Here is a 25,559-nt window from a genome sequence, read left to right as displayed (position 1 = left end):
CGGTGTCAATCGGGACGGCTGTTAGCCGGCAGAGGGTTGAGGAGCAGGAGAAAGCCGCCTGCCGATGGAGAGGATCGCAAGGTGTATCGCCAGGATCGCCAGGGCGACGCCGGACAGGACGGAAATCACCAGGAAGACATCGTTATAGGCCAGGACATAGGCCTCCTTCGTCGCCTGCTGGCTCAGCAGCGCCAAGCCTTCCGCGTTCAGAAGCGACTTGTCCGTCAGGACGCGGCCATAGGCTCCGGACAGCTGGCTGATGCGCTGGGCGACGACGGGATTGGTCAGCGTGATGTGCTCGACCAGGGCCGCGGAGTGGAACTTCTCGCGCCAGGTGACGAAGGTACCGAGCGCCGCCGAACCAAGCGCGCCGCCGAGGCTTTGGGTCGCCAGAAACACCACGATGAAGCTGAGGATGTAGTTCGGCCCTTTCTGCAGCGCCGACACCATGCCGGCCGCCATGGCGGGCGGAAGGAAGAGCGTGCCTGCGGCCGCGATGAGCGCCTGGCTGACATACATCTCCTCGGGCCGGGTCAGATTGGTGGCCTGGCTGTCCATGTAGGCGCCGATCGTCAGGAAGCAGAGGGCGAGCATGTGGAGCAGGGGTTCGCGCCCCGGCTTGAGGAATGCCGCGCAGGCAACGCCGCCGGCCATGCCGCCGGCCAGGATGACCCAGGCGAGGGTGCCGAGCTGCTCGTTCTGCAGGCCCAGGGCCTGGAAGAAAGCGTAGGCGCCGCTGGTCTGCTCCGACAGGGCAAACCGGAACAGCAGAAGCACCCCCGCGAGGTGGAGCGTCTGCTTGCTGGTGAGCCAGCGGATGTCGAGGAACGGGCTTTCCCGGTTGAGTTCGATGAGAACGGCAACGGTCAGGGCCGCGATCGCGCAGGCGAACATGGCGCCGAGCCAGGGAGCTTCGAACCACCAGTAGAATCGCCCGACCGTCAGGCCCATGGCCGTCAGGCCGAATCCGATGGCCAGGAAGATATAGCTGACGAAGTCGAGCCAATGCAGCACCTTGGCGCGGGGAGGAGCCGTCAGCGGCAGCGTATACACGCCGGCGAAGGCCATCATGGCCAGTCCGGCCTCCAGCAGATAGAGACCGTGCCACTGGCCGATTTCCAGCAGGCCCGGTGCGACCAGGCGCGCGATGGGCGCGCCGAGTGTCGTGTTCGTCAGCGCGAGGCTGAGGCCGAGGCCGAGCTTCTTCGCCTGGGGCAGGGGCTCCAGCATGTAGAAGAAGGCGAGCGACGACATCGGGGAGGCGACGATGCCGCTGAAGAAGCGGACGATCAGCGCCGATTGCATGTCGCTGACGAAAAGATGCATCGCGGCCACGAGCACGAAGCCCAGGATGCCGAGCTCGGCGAACCGGCGCAGTCCGTACTGGTTGCGCACCTTGATGAGGATGACGGAGAGGCTGACATTCGGCGCCAGATACGCCGCGACCAGCCACATGGATTCGTTCGTCGTCGCGCCGAGGCTGCCCTGGATCTGAGGCAGGTTGGCCGTGATCAGGTTCATTCCCAGGCCCTGTGTCAGGGACAGGAGCACCGACGTGATGAAGTAGAGGGCTGCCCGATACGCCGGCATGGGAGCAGGTGCCGCCGGAGGGGTGGGCGGCGCCTGCGGCTCCTGACGCTCGGCAGGCTCCGGCGGGGGCACGGTCTCGGAGTCTTCGGTGTCAGGCAGCGAAGGACCGAACCTGCGATTGCTGGGAACCGCTGTCATGGGAGATGCACCACCATCAGCTCGCGGCTTCGATGTTCCGCGACATGGCGTGGAACACGCGGATGGCGGCCTTCAGGTCGGCATCGCTGACATCCTTCAGGATGTCGCAGCGGAAGTCTCTGACGAGACCGTTGACGTGAGCGGCCTGCTCCTGGCCCGTCGGGGTCAGGGCGATCTGCTTTGCCCGCCGGTCTCCATCGACGGGCTGACGCTCGATGAGGCCTTGCTTTTCCAGCCCGTCGAGAAGGGGAACAAGGGTCGGTCCCTCGATCTCCAGTGCATCCGCAAGCTCCGTCTGGGTCATGCAGTCTTTTTTGCCGAGGAACATCAGCGTGCGGGCACGGGGCAGGGTCAGTCCCTCGGCGCGGACCCGGGCGTCGAACAGGGTCCGCATCTTCCGGCTGACCTTCCACAGTTCCTCTGAGAACGTCGTCTTCGCCGTCATGGTTGCGCTTCGTTAGGGGGCATATTGATAGGGTGCTAATAATATGCGCACTCTATAAACTTATCTCGGTTCGATTTCAAGCTCCCGGCTGCGGCGTTGCGGTTGCCCGTACACCGCCCGGCGCGGGTCCGAGTGGTGGAAATCCGGTGTTTAAGTTGTTGTTCTTGCGCGCCGAACGTCATAGCTTGCGCGGATCTTTCCAACCAAAGGCCGAAGTACAAACATCTTGCCTCCTCCAGTCCGCCAATCCGCTTCCGTCGGCGCCGTGCGCCGCACCTTCGCTCCCTGGGCCGATCCCGATGCCAAGCCGCTGATCCGCTTCGAGAACGTGACGAAGCGCTTCGGCGACGCCGTGGCGGTGGATCACCTGACGCTGGACATCTTCGAAGGCGAATTCTTCTGTCTGCTCGGCCCCTCGGGCTGCGGCAAGACGACCCTGATGCGAATGCTCGCCGGTTTCGAGTTCCCGACCGAGGGCCTCATCACCCTGGCGGGTCAGAGCCTGGAAGGCGTGCCTCCCTATCGCCGTCCCGTGAACATGATGTTCCAGTCCTATGCGCTCTTTCCCCACATGAGCGTGGAGAAGAACATCGCCTTCGGTCTGAAGCAGGACGGATTGTCCAAATCCGAGATCTCCGACCGGGTCGGCGAGATGCTGCGCCTCGTGCAGCTGGAGAAGCTCGCCAGGCGCTACCCGAGCCAGCTGTCCGGCGGCCAGCGTCAGCGCGTCGCGCTCGCCCGCGCGCTCGCGAAACGGCCGAAGGTTCTCCTGCTCGACGAGCCGCTCGGCGCTCTCGACAAGAAGCTTCGCGAGGAGACGCAGTTCGAGCTGATGGACATCCAGCACGAGCTCGGCATGACCTTCGTGGTAGTGACGCACGACCAGGAGGAGGCGATGACCATGGCCGACCGCATCGCGGTCATGGATCACGGCCGCATCGTTCAGGTGGCGACGCCGGGCGAGATCTACGAGCAGCCCAAGACGCGCTTCATCGCGGAATTCGTCGGCGACGTGAACATCCTGGAAGGCCATGTGCAGGGACAGGAGAACGGCCTCTGGCACGTGAAATCGCCTTCCGCGGACATGCCGCTGACCATCGACGATCCCGACGAGGTGCTGCATTCCGGTCAGGCGGTCGCCATCGCGGTGCGGCCCGAGAAAATGACCGTCCGGCGCGAGAAGCCGGGCCCCGAGGCCGTGAACGTGCTCACCGGCGAAATCTGGGATATCGGCTATCTCGGCGACTGGACTGTCTACCGGATCCGCCTCGCGACCGGCGAAATCCTGCGCGTCTCCTGCGCGAACGTCTCCCGATTCGTGGAGAACCCCATCGACTGGGACGAGCAGGTCTATGTCACGTTCGCGCCGGCGGCGGCGGTCATTCTGGCGGAATAGCCATGAAAGAACGTTCCTTCACCAAGCGGCTGGCCGCAGGTCTGGTGCCCGCCGTGCCGTATCTCTGGCTCGGCGTGTTCTTCCTCGTGCCCTTCCTGATCGTGTTCAAGATCAGCCTGTCGGATCCGGCCGTCGCCCAGCCTCCCTACAAACCGATCTTCGAATGGAGCGACATCGCGGGCTTCTTCAGCGCGCTCGATCTCGAGAATTTCGAGATGCTGACGCAGGACGATCTCTACTTCCGGGCGACGCTGTCGTCCGTCCGCATCGCCGCGATCTCGACGGTGCTGCTGCTGCTCGTCGGCTTCCCCGTCGCCTACGGGATGGCGCGAGCTCCGGAGCGGCATCGTTTGATTCTGGTAGCCCTCGTCATTCTGCCGTTCTGGACGAGCTTCCTGATCCGTATCTATGCCTGGATCGCGATCCTGAAGCCCGAGGGCCTGCTCACGCAGGCGCTCACGGGCATCGGGCTCATTTCCGAGCCCCTTGAGATCCTCAACACGGAATGGGCGGTCTATATCGGCATCGTCTACGCCTATCTGCCCTTCATGGTGCTGCCGCTCTACGCCACGCTGGAGAAGATGGACGACACGCTGCTGGAGGCGGCGCTCGACCTCGGCTCCCCGCCATGGCGCTCCTTCTGGACGATCACGGTGCCGCTCGCCATGCCCGGCATCATCGCCGGATCTCTTCTCTGCTTCATTCCGGCGGTTGGCGAGTTCGTGATTCCCGATCTGCTCGGCGGCTCGGAAACGCTCATGATCGGGCGCCAGCTCTGGAGCGAATTCTTCTCGAATCGCGACTGGCCGCTGGCCTCTTCCGTCGCCATCCTGCTCCTCATCATTCTCGTCGTGCCCATCGTGATCTATCGCGATGTCGAGGCGCGCCGCATGGAGGCGCGGCCATGACCCGGCGCCTGAGTGTCTTCAACGTCACGTCCCTGGTTCTGGGCTTCGCGTTCCTTTACCTGCCGATCCTGCTGCTCGTCGTCTATTCGTTCAACGGGTCGCGGCTCGTGACCGTGTGGGGCGGCTTCTCGACGCAATGGTACGGAGCGCTGTTCCGCAACGAAGCCCTCATGGGGGCGGCCTGGGTCACGCTCCGGATCGGGCTGTTGTCCGCCAGCATGGCGACGGTGCTCGGTACCCTCGCGGCGCTGGCTCTGACGCGTTACGGACGCTTTCCGGGGCGAACGCTCTTCACCGGCATGATCTACGCGCCCATGGTCATGCCGGAGGTCATCACAGGCCTGTCGCTCTTGCTGTTCTTCGTGGCCGTCGATCTCGATCGCGGTTTCTGGACCGTCACGCTCGCCCATACCACGCTCACCATGTGCTTCGTCACGGTCGTGGTTCAGGCGCGACTTGCGACCTTCGACCGCTCGCTCGAAGAGGCCGCGATGGATCTCGGCGCGCCTCCGCTGCGCACCTTCTTCGCCGTGACGCTGCCGTTGATCGCTCCCTCCATCGTGGCGGGCTTCCTGCTCGCCTTCACCCTGTCGCTCGATGATCTCGTGATCGCGAGCTTCAACACGGGGCCGGGCGCGACGACGCTGCCGATCAAGATCTACAGCCAGGTCCGTCTCGGTCTCTCTCCGGAGATCAATGCGGCCTCGACGATCCTGATCGGCCTTGTGACGCTCGGCGTGATTTCGGCGACCCTGATCAGCAAGCGCTCGGCCTTGCGCTCCCGGCGCGAGGCCTAGCGCATCGTGCGGACCCAGCGGGTCGCGCGAGCGCATCGTGCGAAAAAGTGGACCCGGTTTTTCGCCAGAACGATGCGCTCATTCCAAGAAGAGAGCATCGGATCGATCCCAAAAGTGCAAATCCACTTCCCGCGCCCGATGCTCTAGAGCCTTTTCCATGAACTTCGGTTCACGGAAAAGGCCTTTGTTGTTTGAGAAAGACGCCTTTTCTTCGCAAAACCGGCATCCACTTTTGCGGAAAAGGCTCTAGCGAAAAGTGAACCCGGTATTCGCTGACGCGGCCCTTCGGGTCCGCTCAAACGATGCGCTCCTCTAAGACGGGAGCATCGGATCCAATCTCAAAAGTGGATTCCACTTTTGCGTGGAAAGATGCTCGAGACCATAGATTGACGGCATCGGATGTGGGTTCGATTGCACGTCCGATGCTCAGTGAGCGGCAGCCTCCGGCGCCAGCCGGTCAGCCGGTGCGTGGATCGGGAGCAGGGGCTTCGCGGCGCCCGATCTCTCGATGAGGGAACGGGCGTCGGGCATGACGTTGATATCGTCCCATCCGCCGTCGATGTCGAATGCGAGGGCGGAGGATGGGGAAGCGGTGGATGAAACCTCCGCCTTCAGGTTGAGCGTGCGGTCCACCATCAGCACCTCGCCTTTGAGCTCCGCGGTCAGGTCGGCGGATTTGAGCTTGCCTTCCATGACTTCGCCGATGCCGTCCTGCACGACGATCTGCGCCTGGGCCTCCTTGAACGGAGTCCGTCCGCCCTTCCAGTTGAGGGAGGCGAGGAGGGGATGCTTCTCCACGCGCTTCAGGGCATCGCCCAGGGCGATGCCGACGAGCTCGCCATCGCGCACGGTGATCGTGCTGCGCCCCTGAGCCTGCCGGACCACTTCGACCGGGTTCTTGCCTCGGCCCTCGAAGGCGAACTGTCCCTGAGCCTGCCCGGTGATCCAGCGCGGCTCCCCGACGCTGCTCAGGAACGGAGCGATCTCGATTCCCGTGAAGGTGCCCTGGCTCTTGAACTCGGTGGCTCCGTCGGCGGAGGCGAGCGAAAGGCGGCCTTTCAGGCTGCCGTCGTGAAAGCCCGCGCGACTGATCGAGGCCTCGATTTCCCCGGGGCGGACGAGAACGCTCGCCGCCATGTCCTCGACGCGCAGCTTGCCCAGGTGGGCCGAGGATGCCGACAGACGCAGATCGAGATCGCTGCCGGTCACTCCGGTGAGGTCGAGGGGATCCTCGCTCCAGCCTCCCGACGAGGTGCGGGCCTGGGCGAAGGGCGCGAAGAGGTCGGTCAGATCCAGGTCGTCCGCCGCGAGGGTTCCCGTGATTACGGGGCGCTCCGTGTCGAAATGAACCGCCATGGTGCCTTCCAGCTTGTCATCGCCGAGTTTCACCGTGGCGGAGGGCCAGGACAGGCGACGGCGGTCGAAGGAGAAGTCCCCTTTGACGGAAAAGGCCCGGACGAGAGGCCCGAAGGGCAGCTTCACGCCGCTCCAGCGGGCGAAGTCCCGCACGGATCGCGCTTCAATGGCGCCTTCGCCGGTCATTCCCGGATTGACGCCGAGCTGAGCGTCGCCTTCCAGGTTCAGGCGGGCGGACTGAGCGGCAATCGCTAATCTGACTGGGCTGATGCCGCCCGAGGCGAGGCGGTCGGGATGAATGGAGGCTTCCGACAGGATCACCCGCTCGCCACGCCATGTGGCGTTGCCGTAAGCCGTCAGCGGCTCGTTCTCGCCGACCCAGCGGATCACGAGTTCCGCGACGTCGAGATCGGCGTTCTTCAGGTCGGCCCACTGGATCTTGGTGTGATTGAGGACCAAGCGCCGGGCATGCAGCGCACGAGAGCGGCTTTTGAACGCATCGCCCCAATTCAGGCCCTGAAGCGCCTGGGCGGAGGCTGTGATCCTGCTGTCGCTCAGGTCGAAATCGGACAGTTCGACCCGCCCGAACAAGAGGGGGAGGATCCGGATCTCGCCGCGCAGGGTTCCGCCTTCGGCCTTGAGCGCCTGATCGGGGAAATGCAGCGTCACGTTCTCGAACTTGACCCGCGGGATCGGCAAAACCGCGAAGGTGCTGCGGCCGCTCACCGTCAGGTCCAGTCCGTAGCGCTTCTTCATATGGTCGGAGAGGGCGGACGACAGGCCGTTCTCCCTCAGGGTCCAGGGGGCGGCCGCTGCTCCGACGAGGGCAAGGGCGAACAGCGCGATGAGGAGGGTGACGCGGCGGGACATAGCTTTGTAGTGTTTAAACCTTGTGCTCCGTCCCGCAAGGGCTGAAAAATAAGCGTTCTGTGGGCGGCGGGGCGAATAAGCAATTGATCTCATATATCCATAGGAAGGGATTGTCTAAATTGAGGCCAGATTGCACCGTATCGGCTTATATCGTTGCAATGATGCGAGGGGATAGGGATATGCCCGGGAGGAAGCATTCATGAACAAGGTTTACAGCGATGCGCGCGCCGCGCTGGCTGGTCTGGTGAAGGACGGGATGACCATCATGGCCGGCGGGTTCGGCCTGTGCGGCATTCCGGAGACTCTCATCGAGGCGATCCGGGACTCGGGGGCCAAGGACCTCACCTTCATTTCCAACAATGCCGGCATCGACGGGGTCGGACTGGGACGCCTCCTGGAGACCCGCCAGATCCGCAAGATGATCAGTTCTTACGTGGGCGAGAACAAGACCTTTGCCCAGCAGTTCCTGTCCGGCGAACTCGAGCTCGAGTTCAACCCGCAAGGTACGCTCGCCGAGCGCATCCGGGCCGGCGGCGCGGGCATCCCGGCCTTCTACACTCGGACCGGGGTCGGCACCCTGATCGCCGAGGGCAAGGAGGTACGCGAGTTCAACGGCGAGAAATACGTCATGGAGACGGGGCTGTTTGCCGACATCTCCGTGGTTCATGCCTTCAAGGGCGATACGGAAGGCAACCTCGTCTATCGCAAGACCGCCCGCAACTTCAACCCGATGATGGCCACCGCCTCGCGCATGACCGTCGCCGAGGTGGAGCATCTCGTGCCCGCCGGCGAGATCGATCCGGATTGCATCCACACGCCGGGCATCTTCGTCAAACGCCTGGTTCATGTGCAAAACCCGGTCAAACACATCGAGCAACGCACCACCCGCAAGCGCGAGGAGACCGTCTGATGCCTTGGACCCGTGACCAGATGGCGGCCCGCGCCGCGAAGGAGCTGCGCGACGGCTTTTACGTCAATCTCGGCATCGGCATTCCGACGCTGGTGTCGAACTACATTCCGCAAGGGGTCCACGTGCAGCTCCAGTCTGAGAACGGCATGCTCGGCATGGGCCCGTTCCCGTATGAGGGCGAGGAGGATGCCGACCTGATCAATGCCGGCAAGCAGACGATCACCGAGCTGCCGACGACGAGCTATTTCTCCTCGGCGGATTCCTTCGGGATGATCCGCGGCGGCCATATCGACCTGTCGATCCTCGGAGCCATGCAGGTGGCGGAGAATGGCGATCTCGCGAACTGGATGATCCCGGGCAAGATGGTCAAGGGCATGGGCGGAGCCATGGACCTGGTGGCGGGCGTCAAGCGCGTCGTCGTGGTGATGGAGCACGTGGCCAAGGCCAAGGATGGGACGGAGGAGCCGAAGCTCCTGAAGGCCTGCACCCTGCCGCTGACGGGCGCGGGCGTCGTCGATCTGGTGATCACGGATCTCGGCGTCTTTTCCATCGACAAGAAGGGCGGCACGGGCATGAGCCTGATCGAGCTCGCCGACGGCGTCACGGTCGACGAGATCAGGGCCAAGACCCAGGCCGAGTTCAAGGTCGCCCTCGCATGAGAACCGAAGCCCGCCGGAACCGGCGGGCTAGCGCATCGTGCGGACCCAGCGGGCCGCGCTAGAGCATCGGACGTGAAAAGTGGACCCGCCTTTCACGTTCGATGCTCTATGCGCCTATCGCGAAGCGGCCTTTCGGCCGCTTCTTTATCAGGAGCCCGAGGTCTCCGGAGGTTTCGGGCGCGCTTCCGCGCTGCGCACCAGCTGGATCACGGGCAACAGGCCGATGAGGACGATGACGAGCGCTGCGAGCGATCCGTCTTCGAAGCGTCCGCGCGACGCATAGGTATAGACCTGCGTGGCGAGAGTCTCCGTGTTGAGCGGCCGGAGCAGCAGGGTGGCCGGCAATTCCTTGATGCAATCCACGAAGATCAGCAGGGCCGCGCTCGCGAGCGCGGGACGCATGAGGGGAACCTGAATCCGCCAGACCATTTCCCTGCGCGATGAGCCGAGCGTGCGCGCCGCATCCTCGAGGCTCGGCGAGACGCGATCGAGGCCCGCCGAGAGCGAGCCCGTCGCAATCGACAGGAACCGCAGCACATAGGCGATGATGATGCCGCCCGCGGTGCCCATGAGAAGCAGCCCCAGCCGCTCGCCGGTGAAGCTGCGCCATGCCATGCCGATCAGGCCGTCGATCTTCACCAGCGGCGTCATGAGCCCGAGCGCGAGCACCGTGCCGGGCACCGTATAGCCCAATCCGGCCACGAACAGCGTGCTCGTCGTCAGGGAGGATTTCGAGATGCGCGCGGCGGAAACGAGCAGGGTGGCGAGCGCCAGGACCGCGAGCGTCGCGGTCACCGACAGGCCGATTGTCGTGAGCAGGTGTTCGAGAAACTCCTCGTCGAATTGCGAGACGAGGCTTCCGCGCAGAACCTCCCGCACCAGGAAGGCGAGGGGAAGAGCGAAGCCGAGGAAAACCGGAATGGCGCAGAGGACGCTCGCCAGCCACGCGCGTCCGCCCGAGAGCGGCGCCGGGTGCACGACGCGCGAGCGCTTCGCGGACGTGGCATAGCGCCGGTCCCTGCGCCCATAACGCTCGATCAGGATCAGCCCGACGACGATGGCCAGCATCACGCAGGCGATCTGCGCCGCGCCCGGGAGGCTGCCGCGATTGAGCCAAGTGTTGTAGACCGAAACGGTGAGGGTGCGGACCCCGAGATACTCGCTGGCGCCGATGTCGTTCAGGGCCTCGAGGAGCGCGAGAGACAGGCCGACCGCGAGGGCAGGGCGGGCAAGCGGCAGCGCAATGACGCGAAACAGCTTCAGGCGGCTTGCTCCGAGAACCCGCGCGACTTCCAGCATGCTCGCGCTCTGCGTCAGGAACATCGCCCGAGCGGCGATGTAGACATAAGGGTAAAGCACAGCGGACATCACGATGATGCAGCCATAGAGGGAGCGGACCTCGGGAAACCAGTATTCGGTGCGCGACTTCCAGCCCATCACGTCGCGCAGAGCCATCTGCACGAGGCCGGCGGAGTCGAAAAGCTCCACGTAAATGTAGGCCGTGATGTAGGTGGGCACCGCGAGCGGCAGGGGCAGAAGCCACACGAGGATATTGCGGCCGGGAAAGCGATGCGCGGTGACGAGCCAGGCGGAGGCGATGCCCATCGAACCCGCAACGAGAGCGATGCCGGCAAGAAGGGCGAGCGTGTCGACGACGCTCGACGGCAGCACGTTCCGAATGAGATGAGGCCAGATCTCCGCATCGCCCTGCGCGGCGATTCCGACGAGCGCAGCGATCGGCATGAGCACGAGCAGCCCCACCGCGGCGACGGCGACGGAGAGCCACCACGGGATGCGCTTGACCGCCCGCCAGGAGGCCGGGCGAAACAGGAGGCGGGATTCGGCGGTCGCTTTCAATGTGAAATGGCGCTGCCGTCGCCGGCAGCGCCTCCTGCTAGGAGAGCGGCGTCAAGGACTGCTCTCCGGTTACTGATCGAAGCCGACCTTGTCGACCATTTCGCTGGCCTTCTTGCGCAGTTTCGCAATTTCGGCAATCGGCACGTTGTCCGCCTTGAGCTCGCCGAAGGACGCGATGGTCGGGTGGATCGCGATGCCGGCCTTGATCGGATATTCGGAATTGGCTTCGGCATGAATGCGCTGCGACTCGTCGGAGACCATGTACTCCATGAATTTCACGGCATTCGCCTTGTGCGGCGCATATTTGGCGAGCGCGAGGCCAGAGACGTTCACATGGGTACCGCCGCCTTCGAAGGTCGGAAGGATCACGTTGATCGCCTCGCCCCACTTCTTCTGCTCTTCGTCGCTGCCGTTGCGCATGAGCGAGACGTAGTAGGTGTTGCCGATGCCGATGTCGCAAACGCCCGCCAGGATGTCCTTGGCCTGTTCGCGGTCGCCGCCGGAGGGTTTCCTGGCGAGGTTCGCCTTGACGCCCTTCAACCATTGCTCGGCCTTGTCCTCGCCCATGTGGGCGATGGCGGCGGCAAAGAGGCTGATATTGTAAAGGGCCTGGCCCGAACGGCTGCAGATCTTGCCCTTCCACTTGGGATCGGCGAGCTCTTCGTAAGTGAACTTGTCCTGCTTCACGCGGTCCTTCGAGGCATAGACGACGCGGGCGCGCAGGGCCATGCCGAACCAGTGGCCTTCCGGATCGCGGTAGGCCGCGGGAATGACCTTCTCCAGCGCCTCGGACTTCACGGGCTGCGTCACGCCGTAATCCTTGGCGGCCTGCAGGCGCCCGATATCGACGGTGAGGATCAGATCCGCAGGGCTGTTCTCGCCCTCGGTGCGGATGCGCTCCTCGAGGCCATTGCTGATGAAGATGGTGTTGACCTTGATGCCCGTCTCTTTGGTGAACTCGTCGAGGACGGGCTTGATGAGGCCGGGCTCACGGGTGGTGTAGATGTTCAGGGATTCCGCCGCGATGGCGGATCCGGCCATGGTGCAAAGAGCGGCGGCGCCCAGCAGGAGAGTGCGCGTGAATGTCGTCGTCAGCATTATGAAGTTCCTTCACCGGCGGCGTCGAGCAGGGGCAAGCCCAACCCGAAGATGATGCAACAATCATGGATAGTGACGTTCGGTCAAGGAAAATGTCAGTTAGAACAATAGCTTATAGGATTTCTAAACTGGACCTGATTAGAGGCATTCTAAGCTGATACGGCCTGGCGCACAGGCGCATGATCCGGCGCAGCGGCCTTCAGGCGCGCCAGTTCGGCCTCGAGCCGCTCCATGTTCTTGAACATGCGCTCGCTGGTCAGGCGCAGGAAATAGAAGCCGAATTCGGGATTCTGGAAATAGAGCTGACGCACCTCGTCGTAGGAGATGTTCAGCACTTCACCGTCCTCCATGCATTCGAGTGTCTGCGTGCGCCGGTTCTCGGGCGACATGAAGCCCATTTCGCCGACGACCTGTCCCTGCCGCAGTTCGATGTCGAGTTCCCTGAGACGATAACGCCCGGAAAGAGTGTAGAACATGCAGGCGGCGCTATCGCCCTTGGCGAACAGGATCTCGCCCGCCTTCACCTTGCGGCGGGTCATGAAGGGCTTGAGCCATTCCATCGAGAGGTCGCTCTTGGAGGCCTGTTTCACTTGGCGGATCAGGCGGATCATCTGATAGAGGCGCACCGCATTGAGCGGGAGAAGGATCAGGTTGACCGTCATGCTGGGATAAAGACGCATCGCCGACGCATAGGTGAGCGACACGGCATTCGTCGCGATCCCGATGCAGCGCAGGGGAATGATCGTCCGCATCGCACTGCCGGTGATGGCGAGAACGGCCGCCAGCCATGCCAGTGCGTCGAGCCAGGTCAAGCCGTGAAGCCAAGCCATCGGAATTCATTCCCCATTTTGTTCCGTAACGTCATATACCTACCATTCCACGACGCAAATACCACAGCCGAGCCTATCCGCATCTCGTAGTAGCTCAGTTGACCCGCTAAACCATGAAAAAAGGCCCCGTCCGGGGCCTTGACCATTGAGGCACGATCACTGGCGCGCCCTGATTCAGGGTTGCGCCGAGGGAGTGGGCGGAACGAGCCTGTCGGGCACGCTCAGGCCACGACGCTGCGGCTGTGCGCCGGCGGGAGCACGGACGGCGGCTCGCGCCGGTGCGCTGCCGCCAACTGACGGCGGCGGGGGGAGATCCATGCGCGGCAGCACGCCTTCGGGCTTCGACGAGGCCGAGCAGCCGCCGAGGGACAGGCCCGCCACCGCAAGAAGGGAAAGAATCACGATCTGACGCATGCATAAGTCCTCGATATTCGTCGCTAGCGCATCGTGCGAAAAAGGGGGGCCGATTTTTCGCCGGAACGATGCGCTCTCTCCAAAAAGGGAGCATCGGATTCAATCTCAAAAGTGCAAATCCACTTTTCACGTCCGATGCTGTAGAGCTAGGCCATACCGGCCGCAAGTCGAGTGATCAATCGCCTAAATTCCTAGGGAAGGGCTCCTCTCGCGAATGTTGAGACCTAGCTTTATGAAGAGGTCCGTTGCCGCCTGTCGAAGAGGAGATCATGGAACCCGATTGGTTGAAGGTGAGGACACGGCCGTTTGGCGGCCGAGGTATCCGGATTGTCGGCGCCGCGCTGATGCTGGCCGTCTGTAGCGGCGCGGCCGAGGCGAGATGTCAGGATTCGCCCGGTCCCGGTGTCGATTGGGCCGGGTGTTCCAAGGCGCGTCTCATGTTGAACGGAGAGGATCTGTCGGGCACGAAGTTTCAGCGGTCCCTCCTGACTCTGAGCGATTTCGCGGGCTCGAAGCTGATCGAGGCCGACCTCAGCGAGACCGAGATCAGCCGGACGCGATTCGAGAAGGCTAATCTGACGAGGGCCAATTTCACCAAGGCTCTCGGGTGGCGGGCGAATTTCGCCGAAGCCATCCTGTCCGACGCCGAGTTCGCGTCCGCGGACATGAACCGTTCCAATTTCGCGCAGGTTCAGGCCTCGGGGGCCAATTTCCAGAAGGCGGAGCTGAACCGGTCGGATTTCAGCGGCGCCAATCTGGAACGTGCCAACATGACGAAGGCCGAACTCTCGCGGGTGATCTTTCAGCAGACCAAGCTCACGGGCGTCGATTTCAGTTATTCCAATCTCTCGCGGGCGCAGCTGCAGGGAGCCGTGCTTCAGGACGTCTCCATGGTCGGGAGCTACCTGTACCTGACGCAGCTCGGCGGCGCGGACCTGTCTTCCGTGAAGGGGCTCACCCAGGCGCAGATCGATATCGCCTGTGGCGATGCGCAGACCAAGCTTCCCGCCGGACTGACGGTGCCGCAAGCCTGGCCCTGCACGGGAAACGAGGATTGAGACGCTGCGCCTTTGCAACCAAACGCCAGCTTGACCGTTGTTTTTCGTTGAGACCTATTCATTGAGACACATCGGCCCGAACCGGCAGTTTCCAGGAGCAGATCCAGGTGACGACACTCAAGGAGTTCGAGGACGCGCTACGCGAGCAGGGCATGCACATGGCGCTCGCGATTCTGGAGAAGCTGCGCGAGAGGGATCGCGGGAAACGCTCGGCCGCTCCTGCGCGCCGGATCGCGGGCCGCAAAATGACGCCCGAACTTGCCCGGCGCATCCTCGAGCTCCACGCGACGACGGAGATGACCCAGCAGGAAATCGCCTTCGAGCTGGGCGTCAACCAGGGACGCGTCAATGAGGTCATCAAGCGCGGCAAGTGGCTGGAGGATGATCCGACCTCGCCCGAAGCGGTGGCGCGTGACAAGGCCAAGGCCCGGATGAAGGACGAAGGCGGCCGCAATCGCTTATCCAGGAGCGCCGCTTCCGAGAAGCGGCCGAAGCGCAAGCCCGTTCCTCAGGCTCAGCTGAATCTCGGGGACCTGTAGGGCCAGAGCATCGAACGCAGAAGTGGTGGCCGGTTTTGCGTGAAAAGATGCGCTCGCTCCAAGAGCGGAGCATCGGATGAAAACCCAAAAGGGCAAATCCACTTCCCGCGTCCGACGCTCTCAAGTGATTCGCCCAGAAAAAACCCTGCCCGGTGGGCAGGGTGGATAGTTGTCTCCTCGCCTTCGGTTGCTAACCCGAAAACACGATTATTAGGGCATGCCGAAAAGTTAATGTCAAATTAATATGGCACAGTTTCTCTTAGTATTAGAATTTATACCTCTAATGGGGAGCATTATACAAAAGTGCTACTACCTTTGCATGTAAGATATTCGTGTGCTTGTAAATCGGTGTTGCTTTCGCGCAATAGTAATTTCTACTAGGAAACGCTTAAGTTCTTGCCGTGGATCCTCAAACAGGGGTTACGGTTATGAAAAAATGCGTATTGAGCCTTATTGCAGGAGTTGCAGGTGTCACCTTGGCTGCAGCGACTGCCTCTGCTGCAGACCTCGCCCGTCCCGCTCCTCCGGCACCGATCATCGCGGCCCCTCCGATCTTCACATGGACCGGATTCTATGCCGGTGTGAACGCGGGTTGGGGTTGGCGCAACGATAACAGCCAATCCGTGGTCATCGGCGCGGGCGCGGTGCCGGGCACGTTGTTCTTCGACAACAACAATGACGGCGGGTTCACCGGCGGTGGCCAGATCGGCTACAACTACCAGATGGGCTCGTTCGTGATCGGTCTCGAGACGGACATCCAGTGGGCCGACACCAATCAGGACGTGCGGGTCAGATTCCAGCCGGTCGGGGCTGGCGGAACCTTCATCCCCGGCGAGTTCAGGAATGACCTGTCGGATTGGTTCGGCACCGTCCGCGGTCGCGTCGGTGTCGCGTTCGACCGCGTCCTGATCTATGCCACCGGTGGTCTGGCCTATACGGACAACGACACCGGGTGGGTCGCCGGCGGCGGCGTCGAATGGGCGCTTCCGGTCAACTGGTTCGGCTCGTCTGCGGTCACCTTCGGTATCGAAGGCCTGTGGCTCGGCTTCGACAATAACGACAACAACGACTTTAACGGCTTCGTCGGGACCTTCACACCCGCCGGCGGCCCGACGGTCAATGTCTTTGCGCCGGATTTCCGGAACAACAACGACAACGACTTCTTCGTCGCGCGTGCCAAGCTCAACTTCAAGTTCGGCACTTACTGAGACGCCTTGTCGTCAAAGAATGGGCCCGGGCAATGTCCCGGGCCCTTTTTCATGCGTGGAAGCCGCTCTTTTCTTTGGTGCGGTCGCATTTTTTGCCGGGGAACGGGATCCGCTTCACCGAAAAGTGCTCTACCGCATCATGCGGACCCAGCGGGCCGCGCGAGCGCCTCGTGCGGAAAAGTGGATCCGGTTTTTCGCCAGAACGATGCGCTCTTTCCAACAAGAGAGCATCGGCCCCAAAAGTGGATTCCACTTCCCGCGTCCGATGCTCCAGCCTCTCTTACTGCTGAGGGGCAGGGCCGCGCGGACCGGGACCCATTCCTCCCGGACCCATGGGGCCGTGATGGCGCATCATCCCGCCTTGGCGCCCGTGACGGCCGCCTCGTTCCTGCCGACCGATGCCGTCGTTCAAGGCCTCCCGCAGGAGACGCGGCGCGATGCGTTTCTGATCTTCGTTGAACGAGTCCCAGAGGGGACGCAGGGCCTTCGCGACGGCCGTGGAGGCCTGCGCGCGCTCGGTCTGCATGGTACTGCGCTGCTCCAGGCGCTGCATGAAGTCTTCCGAACGGCGCTGCTCGCGGTTCTCCCGGAACTGGGTCATCCGCGCGTAGCGCTGGCCGGCGGCGTCGCGGATGGCGGTTTCCACCGGAGCCCAGAGCTTCTCCTGGTCGCCGTTGAGCTTCAGGCCGGCCTTGATCGCGGCAACGCGGGCGTCGACGAGACGGTTGAAATCATCCTGGGACAGGCGGGGGCGACCCTGCCGCCCCTGATCCTGCGCGGCGGCTGGAGGAGTCGTGGCGGCCGGAGCCTGGGCGAAGGCATAGCTTCCGACGCCGACGAGCAGAGCGGCGGCAGTGGCGAGGGTGGTGATCTTTTTCATGCGGTTATCCTCCTTGAACACCGATGAGAGGAGAATGCACCGGCCCCGCTATCATCGGCATGACCCGCGCATGAACTTTTCGTCATCTTCCGGGAAATGACGCCGATGCCGGATGGCGACGGCGTGTGGCTTCGCACCGTCGCTCGGCAGACCATCATCCAAACTGGCGGTCATCTAGAACATCGGACGTGAAAAGTGGGAACCGGCTTTGCGTGAAAAGATGCTCAAGACCACAGACTTGCAACGTCGGACGTGAGTTCGATTTCACGTCCGACGCTGTAGCCGATGATAAGAGGCGAACGCAACACTTCGCAAGGCTATACCATTTGATTTAGAAATGTTATATAGAGCGTGAATCATGCACGTGAGATGAAGGCATCGAGAGTCCGATGCCCTGCACGGCAAACGCCAACGACAGCGTAACCGGAGAAAGGAGCCGATCGTGGAAGGAGCCGCCGCGCCAGCCCTGCCGGACATGCGTGAGCCGCGCACCAGGCCTCGGGCGCTGGCTGCCGTCTCCGTGCTCGCCGCTACGGCTCTCCTGGCCCTGGCTCTTCTGGGCAACTCCGCCCTCGCGCGCAGGCCGGCCGTCAAGTCCGCTCCCGAATTGCTGCAGGAGACGGGACTCTACGCGGATTTCGCGGAGCATCGGGTGGATCCGCGTCATCTGGAATTTTCGCCGCAATATCCGCTCTGGTCGGACGGCGCGGCCAAGAAGCGCTGGATTTCGCTGCCGGCGCATGCGGCTATCAACGGCTCCAATCCGGATGCGTGGGTGTTCCCGGTCGGAACACGGTTCTGGAAGGAATTCTCCTTCGGCGGCCGCCGCATCGAGACCCGATTCATGGAGCTGCAGGAGGACGGCACCTGGCTCTACGCCACCTATGCCTGGAACGCGGATCAGGACGAGGCCCGCCTCGTTTCGGAGAAGGGCCAGGCAAGGGCCTATGATTTCGGCGGGGGACGGTCGCACTTCATTCCCGGCGTCAACGACTGCAAATCCTGTCATCAGGGGCATCCTGCGCAGGTGCTCGGTTTCAGCGCGCTCCAGTTGTCGCCCGCGCGCGATTCGAACGCCATCCACGGCGAGCCCGTGCCCGCGCCCGGCGTCGACCTGAACTACCTCGTCGACAACAAGCTGCTGAAGCGGCTCCCGCAGGCCCTGCGTGACAAGCCGCCCGTCATCCAGGGCGCGACGCCCGTCGAGCGGGCCGCGCTGGGTTATCTCCACGGCAATTGCAGCCATTGCCACAACGATGCGGGGTCCCTGAGGAATCTCGGATTTTCGCTGCGGCATGTGGAGAGCCCCGCAGCGGGAACGCCCGAACGCGCCATGGCGACGGCCGTCGGACGGCCGGTCAAAGGCCATGTCCCGGGGCAGGCGCCCGATGCGACGCTGCGCGTCGAAGCTCAAAACCCGGAGCGCAGCGTGCTGCTGCAGCGCATGAACTCGCGCAATCCGATCGTCCAGATGCCACCCGTAGCCACCGCCATGACGGACGAGGAAGCCATCCGCCTCGTCACCCAGTGGATTCGAGATCTGGAGCCCCCGGCATCGTCTGCCGGAGTGCCCAGGAAAACCGCCCAACCAGAATGAGGGAACCATGAAGTCAAGCCGTATCGTCCTGCTCGCAGCAGCCGTCGTGTTGTCGGCCCCTGTAAGCGCCTTCGCGCAGAGCAAGGCACCCGCCAAGAGTCAGCAGGTCAAGCGCGGGGAATACCTGGTGAACGCCGTGGGCTGCCATGACTGCCACACGCCGATGAAGATGGGGGCCAATGGCCCCGAGCCCGACATGACCCGGATGCTCTCGGGCCATCCTCAGGGCATGCAGGTGCCGCCGGCTCCCGCGTCCTCCGGTCCCTGGGTCGTTCATGCGGCGCCCCTGACGGCCTGGTCGGGGCCGTGGGGCATGTCCTACTCGGCCAATCTCACGCCCGATCCGGAGACTGGCGTTCTCAGGGATTTCACGGAGCAGCAGTTCATCCAGGCGATCCGCACGGGCAAGCACCAGGGTCAGGGCCGGCCGATCCTTCCGCCCATGCCGTGGCCCGCATTCAAGAACATGACGGACGGAGACCTGAAGGCGATCTTCGCCTATCTGCGCCAGATCCCGCCGGTTAAGAACAAGGTGCCGGATCCCGTCATGGCGCCTCATTAGAGCATCGAACGCGGGAAGTGGGGACCGGTTTTGCGTGAAAAGATGCTCAAAAACATAGACTGACAGCATCGGGCGCAGGTTCGATCTCACGTCCAACGCTGGAGAACCTGTACTTTCGTGAAGTGGGTCCGGTCCGCCGCCCAAAAACGCGGCAAGGTTCGGACGAGGGCCGGTCCACGCAAAGGGGAAAAGCTCTGGAGTGAGCCTGCGGAGTCTGTCCCCATTATGGCCCGACATCTCCCGGATGTCGGGCCTTTTTTGGCGCCAGAGCATCGGACGCGGGAAGTGGAACCCACTTTTGAGATTCCCTCCGATACTCTCTTCTTAGATGAGCGCATCGTTGCGAGCGGACCCGAAGGGCCACGTTCGCGAAAAACCGGATCCACTTTTCGCGAGCGCGGCCCGCCGAGTCCGCACGATGTGCTAGAGCATCGTGCGAAGAAGTGGGAACCGGTTCTTCGCGAAAAACGATGCTTCGCCAAAGAGAAAGAGCAAGCATTCTGATCCCGCCAGAATGCAATTTGCTCTAGCCGCCTGTTTCTATGCCAGCCGCTTGAGGAAGCCTGCGAAGCGCATCAGGCCTTCGGGCCAGGGGCCGTGTCCGCTCTCGGTGTTCAGGTGCCCGGCATCCCCCGCATCGACGATGGACGAGCCCCAGGCATAGGCGATGTCCTCCGCCTTCTCGTAGTCGCAATGGGGATCCGTGCGGCTTGCCACCAGCACCGAGGGAAAGGGCAGGGGATCGCGCGGGATCGGCGCGAAGGAGCGGTCGATGGCGGGCATGAAACCGGGCCGCTCCACATCCGGCATGCTCACCAGAAAGGCCCCCTTCACCTTGCCGGGGGCAAGAAGAGGAGCGGCATGGACGATCGCCAGGACACCGAGGCTGTGGCCGACGAGCACGACGGGCCGTTCGGCGCGCTGCACATCCCGAGCGATCCGCTCGGCCCATTTGTCCTTGTCGGGAGCGCCCCAGTTCTCCTGCTCGACGCGCGATGCGGTCGAGAGCTGACGCTCCCACCGGCTCTGCCAGTGGTCGATGCCGGAATTTTCATAACCGGGGACGATGAGGATATCGCAATCGGAGGTTTTCATAGGCCGGAGGTAGATGCCCCAGGACGTGTCTTCAAGCGCTCCCCGCCATTTTGGAATGAACTTGCCGATGGAACCACAGTTTTCCGCGCCTTTATGAAGGAGTGTATCGTCGTCTCGGGAATGGCGGCTCCATTGGAGTTACTCGGGTTTCCGCAAGTGGAATGAAGCCGTGCCGGGGCATGCGGAGAGTTGCAATGCCGAGGGAACCGGGATTGCCGCTCCCAGCGGCGATTCCAGCCATGGCCTCTCCACCGTCGTTGCTTCGCACGGGCGTATGCACGGTGCTTTCCTCCGCCACGACAGCCGGAAGCAATATGCATCCTCCATCCCTGTGCCCGTGGCAGGTCAGGGCTTTCATGGATACAGGCTGGAATTTTCATGACGCAGGCGCGCCCGCACAGACCTTGTGCGAGTGCCGGGGCTTCCCACAAGGCGAAGCGCGGTCAGAGCATCGGATCCGACGCCGGAGGGCCGTTCGAGCGGCCCGCCCGCGCCCGCTCACGCGCTGCGCTTCAGCTCCATTCTCTCGGCCTCCTTCAGCGCGGCTTCCCGCTCCGCGATGTAGTCGCGGGTCACGGGCACCACGTCGTTGCGCTTGGCCAGCTGGACCTGGAAGACCACCGCGTCCTGCCAGCGGAAGGCCGATTCCGACATGGCGAGGTAGCACTCCCACATCCGGCAGAAGCGCTCGTCGTAGAGCTTCAGGACCTCGTCCCGATGGGCCATGAAGCGCTCCCGCCAAGCCTGGAGTGTATAGGCGTAGTGCAGGCGCAGGATCTCGACATCCGTGACCACCAGCCCGGCGCGCTCGACGGCAGGCATCATCTCCGACAGGGTCGGCAGGTGGCCGCCCGGGAAGATGTAGCGGGCGATCCAGGGATTGGTCGGATAGGGCTTTCCGGTCCGGCCGATGGTGTGCAGCAGCATCACGCCATCGTCCTTGAGGAGCTTGCGGCAGGTCTGGAAATAATCGTCGTAGGACGCCAGCCCAACATGCTCGAACATGCCGACCGAGACGATGCGGTCGAAGTGCCCGGTCGTGGCGCGGTAATCCTCGAGCTCGAACTTCACCCGCTCCCCGATGCCCGCGGTGGCGGCGCGCTTGCGCGAGACGTCGAGCTGCTCCTCCGACAGGGTCACGCCCTTGACCGGGCCCGCGCCCGCCACCCGTGCGAGGTAGAGCGCCATGCCGCCCCAGCCGGAGCCGATATCGAGCACGCTGTGGCCCCGCTCCACCAGGAGCTTCGCGGCGATGTGCCGTTTCTTGGCGGCCTGGGCCTCTTCGAGGCTCGCGTCCGGATGATCGAAATAGGCGCAGGAATACTGCTTGTCGCTATCGAGAAAGAGGGAATAGAGCCGCCCGTCGAGGTCGTAATGGTGGGCGACGTTCCGTTTGGACCGGGTGGCGTCGTTCTCGCCGCGCCGGGTTAGCCATTGCCGGATCTTGCGCAGGCGGTGGAGGGGCAGGTCGTCGAGTTCGCCGTGGGTGTCCTGAAGCAGGAGCTGGAGAAGGCCCAGGATATCGCCCTTCTCGATGACGAGCCTGCCCTCTACGAACAATTCGCCGAGCTTCAGTTCCGGGTGGAGACAAAGGGCCGTTTCGGCCGCGCTGTCCGTGAACCGGATCGCGACTTCCGGGAGCCCGCCATCGCCAAAGGTGAACGTCTGGCCCTTGGCGGTGGTCATTCTGAGGGTGCCCCGCTTCACGGCCTGCGCAAAGGCGGCGGCGAGGATCTTCTCTGACAGCATGGATACAATCCCCCTGCCGTTGATCTTCCGACGGGGGGATTGTCGCGCGCTAGGCAAAAATGTCCAGAGGGCGAGCTATGACTTGGCGGAACCGAAGACCCGCGTGAAAATCGTGTCCACGTGCTTGAAGTGGTAGCCCAGATCGAAGCAGGCCTCGATGTCCTCGGGCTTCAGATACCGGGTCACGTCGGCATCGTTCTTGAGAAGGGTCAGGAAGTCGCCTTCGCCGCGCCAGACCGGCATGGCGTTGCGCTGGACCAGGCGATAGGCGTCCTCGCGGGAGGCGCCCTTCTGGGTGAGCGCCAGCAGAACGCGCTGCGAATGCACGAGGCCGCCGAGGCGGTCCAGGTTCTTCTGCATGTTCTCAGGGTAGACCACGAGCTTGTCGATGACACCCGTGAGCCGGGCCAGGGCGAAGTCGAGCGTGACGGTCGCATCGGGGCCGATCATGCGCTCGACGGACGAATGCGAGATGTCCCGCTCGTGCCAGAGCGCCACGTTCTCCATGGCCGGGATCGCATAGGCGCGCACCATCCGGGCAAGGCCGGTGAGGTTTTCCGTGAGCACCGGGTTGCGCTTGTGCGGCATGGCCGAGGAGCCTTTCTGGCCCGCCGAGAAATACTCCTCCGCCTCAAGGACCTCGCTGCGCTGCAGGTGGCGGACTTCCGTCGCCAGCCGCTCGATGGAGGAGGCGATCACGCCCAGTGTCGCGAAATACATGGCGTGACGGTCGCGGGGAATGACCTGGGTCGAGACCGGCTCGACCTGCAGGCCCATCCGCTCGGCCACGTATTCCTCCACGCTCGGGTCGATATTCGCAAAGGTGCCGACCGCCCCCGAGATGGCGCAGGTGGAAATCTCCCGCTGCGCCTCGATCAGGCGCAGCTTGCAGCGCTCGAATTCCGCATAGGCCTGGGCGAGCTTGAGGCCGAAGGTGGTGGGCTCCGCATGGATGCCGTGCGAGCGGCCGATGGTCGGCGTCATCTTGTGCTCGAAGGCGCGGCGCCTGATGGCGGCGAGCAGCTCGTCCATGTCGCGCAGGAGGATGTCGGTGGCCCGGGCGAGCTGCACGTTGAAGGTGGTGTCGAGCACGTCCGAGGATGTCATGCCCTGGTGGACGAAGCGGGCCTCGGGACCGACGATCTCGGCCAGATGCGTCAGGAAGGCGATGACGTCGTGCTTCACCTCGCGCTCGATGGAGTCGATGCGCTCCACGTCGAAGGTGGCCTTGGAGCCCAGCTCCCAAACCTTCTCGGCCGCTTCCTTGGGCACCACGCCGAGATTGGCGAGCGCCGTGGTGGCATGGGCCTCGATCTCGAACCAGATGCGGAACTTCGTTTCGGGCGACCAGATGGCCACCATCTCGGGACGGCTGTAACGGGGGATCATGGCTCTTCAACTTCCACGCGGGTGATGTGCCCGCGCGGTAGCACGATCCCCTGTCGATCTCAACGTGCCTTCGCGGCGGCCTCGCGAATGGCGGTAATGTTCGGGGCGTAGGCGTCGGGGCCGCCCTTGAAGACGGCGGAGCCGGCCACCAGGACGTTGGCTCCCGCTTCCGCGACCAGAGGGGCCGTCTCGGGCGTGACGCCGCCATCGATCTCGATGTCGATGTCCCGGTCGCCGACCATGGCTTTGATCCGCCGGAGCTTCGGGCAGACGGACGGGATGAAGGCCTGACCGCCGAATCCGGGATTGACCGTCATGAGGAGGATCAGGTCCACCTCGTCCAGCACCGGCTCGATCGTGGCCTCATGAGTGCCCGGGTTGAGGACGATGCCGGCCTTCTTGCCGAGTTTGCGGATGGTCTGGAGGGACCTGTGCAGGTGCGGTCCGGCCTCCGCGTGGATGCTGATGATGTCCGCTCCCGCCTTGGCGAAGGCCTCGAGATAGAGATCGACCGGGGCGATCATCAGATGAACGTCGAACACCTTCGAGGTGTGCGGCCGCAGGGCCTTCACAACGTCGGGACCGATGGTGATGTTGGGCACGAAATGGCCGTCCATCACGTCGACGTGGATCCAGTCGGCGCCAGCGGCGTCGATGGCGCGGATTTCCTCGCCGAGCTTCGAGAAGTCGGAGGCGAGAATGGAGGGGGCGATGAGAAGCGGGCGTGTCATGGCAGGCGCGGTACCATGCGTCCTCTTCGGCCGCAACGGGCTTTCGCGAATGTCATGATCCAATTGAATACCACTTGCCTGGGGAGAGGCGTTTTTGCCGCACGAATTGCGTGGACGGCCTCGATGGAACAAGGGTACAACTCCGTCTGCAACGGGGCGGAAAGCTCCGCTCTCCCCGCGAGAGGAAACAAGACAGGCAGGGCTTCATGCGTAAGGATGTGATTGTTCTTGGCGCCGGCATTGTCGGCGTGTCGATTGCCGTGCATTTGCAGAAGCGCGGCCGCTCGGTTCTCCTCGTCGACAAGCGCAAGCCCGGTGAGGAAACCTCTTTCGGCAATGCCGGCCTCATCCAGCGCGAGGGCGTATATCCTTACGGTTTTCCGCACGATTTCGGGGCGCTGCTGCGCTATGCGCTGAACAACACCATCGACGCCCACTATCACTGGAGCGCGCTTCCGAAGATCGCGCCCTTCCTGCTCCAGTACTGGATGCATTCCCGTCCCGCCCAGCACAAGGCGATCGCGCGCATGTACGCGCCGCTCATCGAGCGCAGCGTCACCGAGCACATGGCGCTGGCCGAGGAATCGGGCTCGACGCATCTGATCCGCCCGACGGGCTGGATGAAGGTCTTCCGTGACGAGAAGACCCGGGACCAGCAGTTCCGCGACGCCGAGGCCGTGAAGCGCGATTTCGGCGTGAATTTCGATGCCCTCGACACCAGGGGCGTGGCGGAGCGCGAACCGCACATCAAGGTTTCGACCAAGGGCGGCATCCATTGGACGGATCCGGCTTCGGTCAGCGATCCCCACCTGCTCACCATGGGCTATGTGGGCCTGTTCGAGCGCCTCGGCGGCGAGCTGGCGGCGGGCGACGCCAAGACCCTGGAGGAAACCCCGACCGGATGGCGCGTCCAGACCGAGAACGGCCCGGTGGAGGCGGACGCGGTGGTCATCGCCCTCGGCGCTTGGGCGGACGTGGTGACGAAGCGCCTGGGCTACGACCTGCCGCTCGCGGTCAAGCGCGGCTATCACATGCATTACCAGCCGGAAGGCAATGCGGTGCTGAACCGGCCGACCCTGGATTTCGACCGCGGCTACTTCCTGGCCCCCATGCTCAAGGGCATCCGCCTCACCACGGGCGCCGAATTCGCGGTGCGCGATGCGCCCAAGACACCGGTGCAGCTTGACCGCGCCGAGCCGATCGCCCGCGAGTTCTTCCCGCTCGGCGGGCGGGTCGATCCGGAGCCGTGGATGGGCATGCGCCCCTGCACGCCCGACATGATGCCGATCATCGGCAAGGCTCCCCGCCACAAGAACCTGTGGTTCGGCTTCGGTCACGCCCATCACGGCCTGACCCTCGGCCCGGTCACGGGCCGCCTGCTGGCCGAGATGATCACGGGCGAAACGCCGGTGGTGGATCCGAAGCCCTACCGCGTCGATCGGTTCTAGAGCCTCGGACGCGGGAAGTGGACACCACTTTTGGG

At 63.6% G+C, this 25,559-nt stretch carries 23 protein-coding genes; 11 read left to right on the top strand and 12 right to left on the bottom strand.

Features of this window, described 5'->3' with window-relative positions; genetic code table 11:
• Nucleotides 1–21 precede the first annotated feature (21 nt).
• Together AB8841_RS23355 and AB8841_RS23350 are read right to left on the bottom strand one after the other, a co-directional pair.
• Nucleotides 22–1,590 carry an MFS transporter gene (locus AB8841_RS23355; protein WP_370439350.1) on the bottom strand — a complete coding sequence of 523 codons (1,569 nt, stop codon included), beginning with the start codon at nt 1,588–1,590 and terminating at the stop codon, nt 22–24.
• A gap of 154 nt (nt 1,591–1,744) precedes the next feature.
• Nucleotides 1,745–2,173, bottom strand: a complete 429-nt coding sequence (locus AB8841_RS23350; protein WP_370438154.1) for a MarR family winged helix-turn-helix transcriptional regulator — start codon at nt 2,171–2,173, stop codon at nt 1,745–1,747.
• Nucleotides 2,174–2,399: 226 nt separating this feature from the next.
• Here AB8841_RS23350 and AB8841_RS23345 point away from each other — a divergent pair, with 226 nt between their 5' ends.
• From AB8841_RS23345 to AB8841_RS23335, 3 genes are read left to right on the top strand one after another with little or no spacing between them, the layout of a single operon-like run.
• Nucleotides 2,400–3,569, top strand: a complete 1,170-nt coding sequence (locus tag AB8841_RS23345) for an ABC transporter ATP-binding protein (RefSeq protein ID WP_370438153.1) — start codon at nt 2,400–2,402, stop codon at nt 3,567–3,569.
• 2 nt (nt 3,570–3,571) lie between these two features.
• Nucleotides 3,572–4,477 (top strand): ABC transporter permease subunit, encoded by a 906-nt coding sequence (locus AB8841_RS23340; protein ID WP_370438152.1) that lies wholly within the window; start codon nt 3,572–3,574, stop codon nt 4,475–4,477.
• Nucleotides 4,474–5,274, top strand: coding sequence for an ABC transporter permease (locus AB8841_RS23335; RefSeq protein ID WP_370438151.1), 801 nt, complete (start codon nt 4,474–4,476; stop codon nt 5,272–5,274). Before AB8841_RS23340 ends, AB8841_RS23335 begins: the two co-directional genes overlap by 4 nt.
• 426 nt (nt 5,275–5,700) lie before the next feature.
• Here the strand turns inward: AB8841_RS23335 and AB8841_RS23330 are convergent, their stop codons facing one another.
• The gene (locus tag AB8841_RS23330) at nt 5,701–7,500 is read right to left on the bottom strand and encodes an AsmA-like C-terminal region-containing protein (protein ID WP_370438150.1); all 1,800 of its coding nucleotides are present in this window, start codon (nt 7,498–7,500) and stop codon (nt 5,701–5,703) included.
• A 199-nt stretch (nt 7,501–7,699) separates the two neighbouring features.
• Here AB8841_RS23330 and AB8841_RS23325 point away from each other — a divergent pair, with 199 nt between their 5' ends.
• Both AB8841_RS23325 and AB8841_RS23320 read left to right on the top strand, forming a co-directional pair.
• A complete protein-coding gene (locus tag AB8841_RS23325) occupies nt 7,700–8,410 on the top strand; it encodes a CoA transferase subunit A (RefSeq protein WP_370438149.1) in 711 nt (236 codons plus the stop codon).
• A complete protein-coding gene (locus AB8841_RS23320; RefSeq protein ID WP_370438148.1) occupies nt 8,410–9,069 on the top strand; it encodes a 3-oxoacid CoA-transferase subunit B in 660 nt (219 codons plus the stop codon). The genes AB8841_RS23325 and AB8841_RS23320 overlap by 1 nt, the downstream gene beginning before the upstream one ends.
• Nucleotides 9,070–9,216: 147 nt before the next feature.
• On the opposite strand, the gene AB8841_RS23315 is transcribed toward AB8841_RS23320, so the two are convergent.
• From AB8841_RS23315 to AB8841_RS23300, 4 genes are all read right to left on the bottom strand, one after another.
• A complete protein-coding gene (locus tag AB8841_RS23315; protein WP_370438147.1) occupies nt 9,217–10,926 on the bottom strand; it encodes an ABC transporter permease in 1,710 nt (569 codons plus the stop codon).
• Between the two features lie 69 nt (nt 10,927–10,995).
• Nucleotides 10,996–12,024 (bottom strand): Fe(3+) ABC transporter substrate-binding protein, encoded by a 1,029-nt coding sequence (locus tag AB8841_RS23310; protein ID WP_370438146.1) that lies wholly within the window; start codon nt 12,022–12,024, stop codon nt 10,996–10,998.
• A gap of 149 nt (nt 12,025–12,173) precedes the next feature.
• Nucleotides 12,174–12,854, bottom strand: a complete 681-nt coding sequence (locus AB8841_RS23305) for a Crp/Fnr family transcriptional regulator (protein WP_370438145.1) — start codon at nt 12,852–12,854, stop codon at nt 12,174–12,176.
• Nucleotides 12,855–13,028: 174 nt separating this feature from the next.
• Nucleotides 13,029–13,268, bottom strand: coding sequence for a hypothetical protein (locus AB8841_RS23300; RefSeq protein ID WP_370438144.1), 240 nt, complete (start codon nt 13,266–13,268; stop codon nt 13,029–13,031).
• Between the two features lie 269 nt (nt 13,269–13,537).
• Here AB8841_RS23300 and AB8841_RS23295 point away from each other — a divergent pair, with 269 nt between their 5' ends.
• The 3 genes from AB8841_RS23295 (at nt 13,538) to AB8841_RS23285 (ending at nt 16,073) form a co-directional block, all read left to right on the top strand.
• Nucleotides 13,538–14,326 (top strand): pentapeptide repeat-containing protein, encoded by a 789-nt coding sequence (locus AB8841_RS23295; protein ID WP_370438143.1) that lies wholly within the window; start codon nt 13,538–13,540, stop codon nt 14,324–14,326.
• A 107-nt stretch (nt 14,327–14,433) separates the two neighbouring features.
• Nucleotides 14,434–14,865: a sigma factor-like helix-turn-helix DNA-binding protein gene (locus tag AB8841_RS23290; protein WP_370438142.1), complete on the top strand. Its 432-nt coding sequence runs from the start codon at nt 14,434–14,436 to the stop codon at nt 14,863–14,865.
• A gap of 476 nt (nt 14,866–15,341) precedes the next feature.
• Nucleotides 15,342–16,073, top strand: a complete 732-nt coding sequence (locus AB8841_RS23285; protein ID WP_370438141.1) for an outer membrane protein — start codon at nt 15,342–15,344, stop codon at nt 16,071–16,073.
• Nucleotides 16,074–16,353: 280 nt separating this feature from the next.
• On the opposite strand, the gene AB8841_RS23280 is transcribed toward AB8841_RS23285, so the two are convergent.
• On the bottom strand, nt 16,354–16,953 hold the full coding sequence (locus AB8841_RS23280) for a Spy/CpxP family protein refolding chaperone (RefSeq protein ID WP_370438140.1): 600 nt from the start codon (nt 16,951–16,953) through the stop codon (nt 16,354–16,356).
• 442 nt (nt 16,954–17,395) lie between these two features.
• On the opposite strand from AB8841_RS23280, the gene AB8841_RS23275 reads away from it, so the two are divergent.
• The gene (locus tag AB8841_RS23275; RefSeq protein ID WP_370438139.1) at nt 17,396–18,550 is read left to right on the top strand and encodes a hypothetical protein; all 1,155 of its coding nucleotides are present in this window, start codon (nt 17,396–17,398) and stop codon (nt 18,548–18,550) included.
• A gap of 7 nt (nt 18,551–18,557) precedes the next feature.
• Nucleotides 18,558–19,112 (top strand): cytochrome c, encoded by a 555-nt coding sequence (locus tag AB8841_RS23270; protein ID WP_370438138.1) that lies wholly within the window; start codon nt 18,558–18,560, stop codon nt 19,110–19,112.
• 540 nt (nt 19,113–19,652) lie between these two features.
• On the opposite strand, the gene AB8841_RS23265 is transcribed toward AB8841_RS23270, so the two are convergent.
• The 4 genes from AB8841_RS23265 to rpe form a co-directional block, all read right to left on the bottom strand.
• Nucleotides 19,653–20,207 carry an RBBP9/YdeN family alpha/beta hydrolase gene (locus AB8841_RS23265; RefSeq protein WP_370438137.1) on the bottom strand — a complete coding sequence of 185 codons (555 nt, stop codon included), beginning with the start codon at nt 20,205–20,207 and terminating at the stop codon, nt 19,653–19,655.
• 498 nt (nt 20,208–20,705) lie between these two features.
• Nucleotides 20,706–21,956 carry a class I SAM-dependent methyltransferase gene (locus tag AB8841_RS23260; protein WP_370438136.1) on the bottom strand — a complete coding sequence of 417 codons (1,251 nt, stop codon included), beginning with the start codon at nt 21,954–21,956 and terminating at the stop codon, nt 20,706–20,708.
• Nucleotides 21,957–22,031: 75 nt separating this feature from the next.
• Entirely contained in the window at nt 22,032–23,345 is a 1,314-nt protein-coding gene (gene purB / locus AB8841_RS23255) for an adenylosuccinate lyase (protein WP_370438135.1), read from the bottom strand.
• Between the two features lie 59 nt (nt 23,346–23,404).
• On the bottom strand, nt 23,405–24,076 hold the full coding sequence (gene rpe / locus AB8841_RS23250) for a ribulose-phosphate 3-epimerase (RefSeq protein ID WP_370438134.1): 672 nt from the start codon (nt 24,074–24,076) through the stop codon (nt 23,405–23,407).
• Nucleotides 24,077–24,282: 206 nt separating this feature from the next.
• On the opposite strand from rpe, the gene AB8841_RS23245 reads away from it, so the two are divergent.
• A complete protein-coding gene (locus AB8841_RS23245) occupies nt 24,283–25,524 on the top strand; it encodes an NAD(P)/FAD-dependent oxidoreductase (protein ID WP_370438133.1) in 1,242 nt (413 codons plus the stop codon).
• The last annotated feature ends 35 nt before the right edge of the window (nt 25,525–25,559 follow it).

It is taken from the genome of Microvirga sp. TS319 (assembly GCF_041276405.1).
In the GTDB taxonomy this organism is placed as follows: Bacteria; Pseudomonadota; Alphaproteobacteria; order Rhizobiales; family Beijerinckiaceae; genus Microvirga.
The sequence above is the reverse complement of the archived record's forward strand: the minus strand, read 5'-3'. Positions and strand labels throughout refer to the sequence as shown.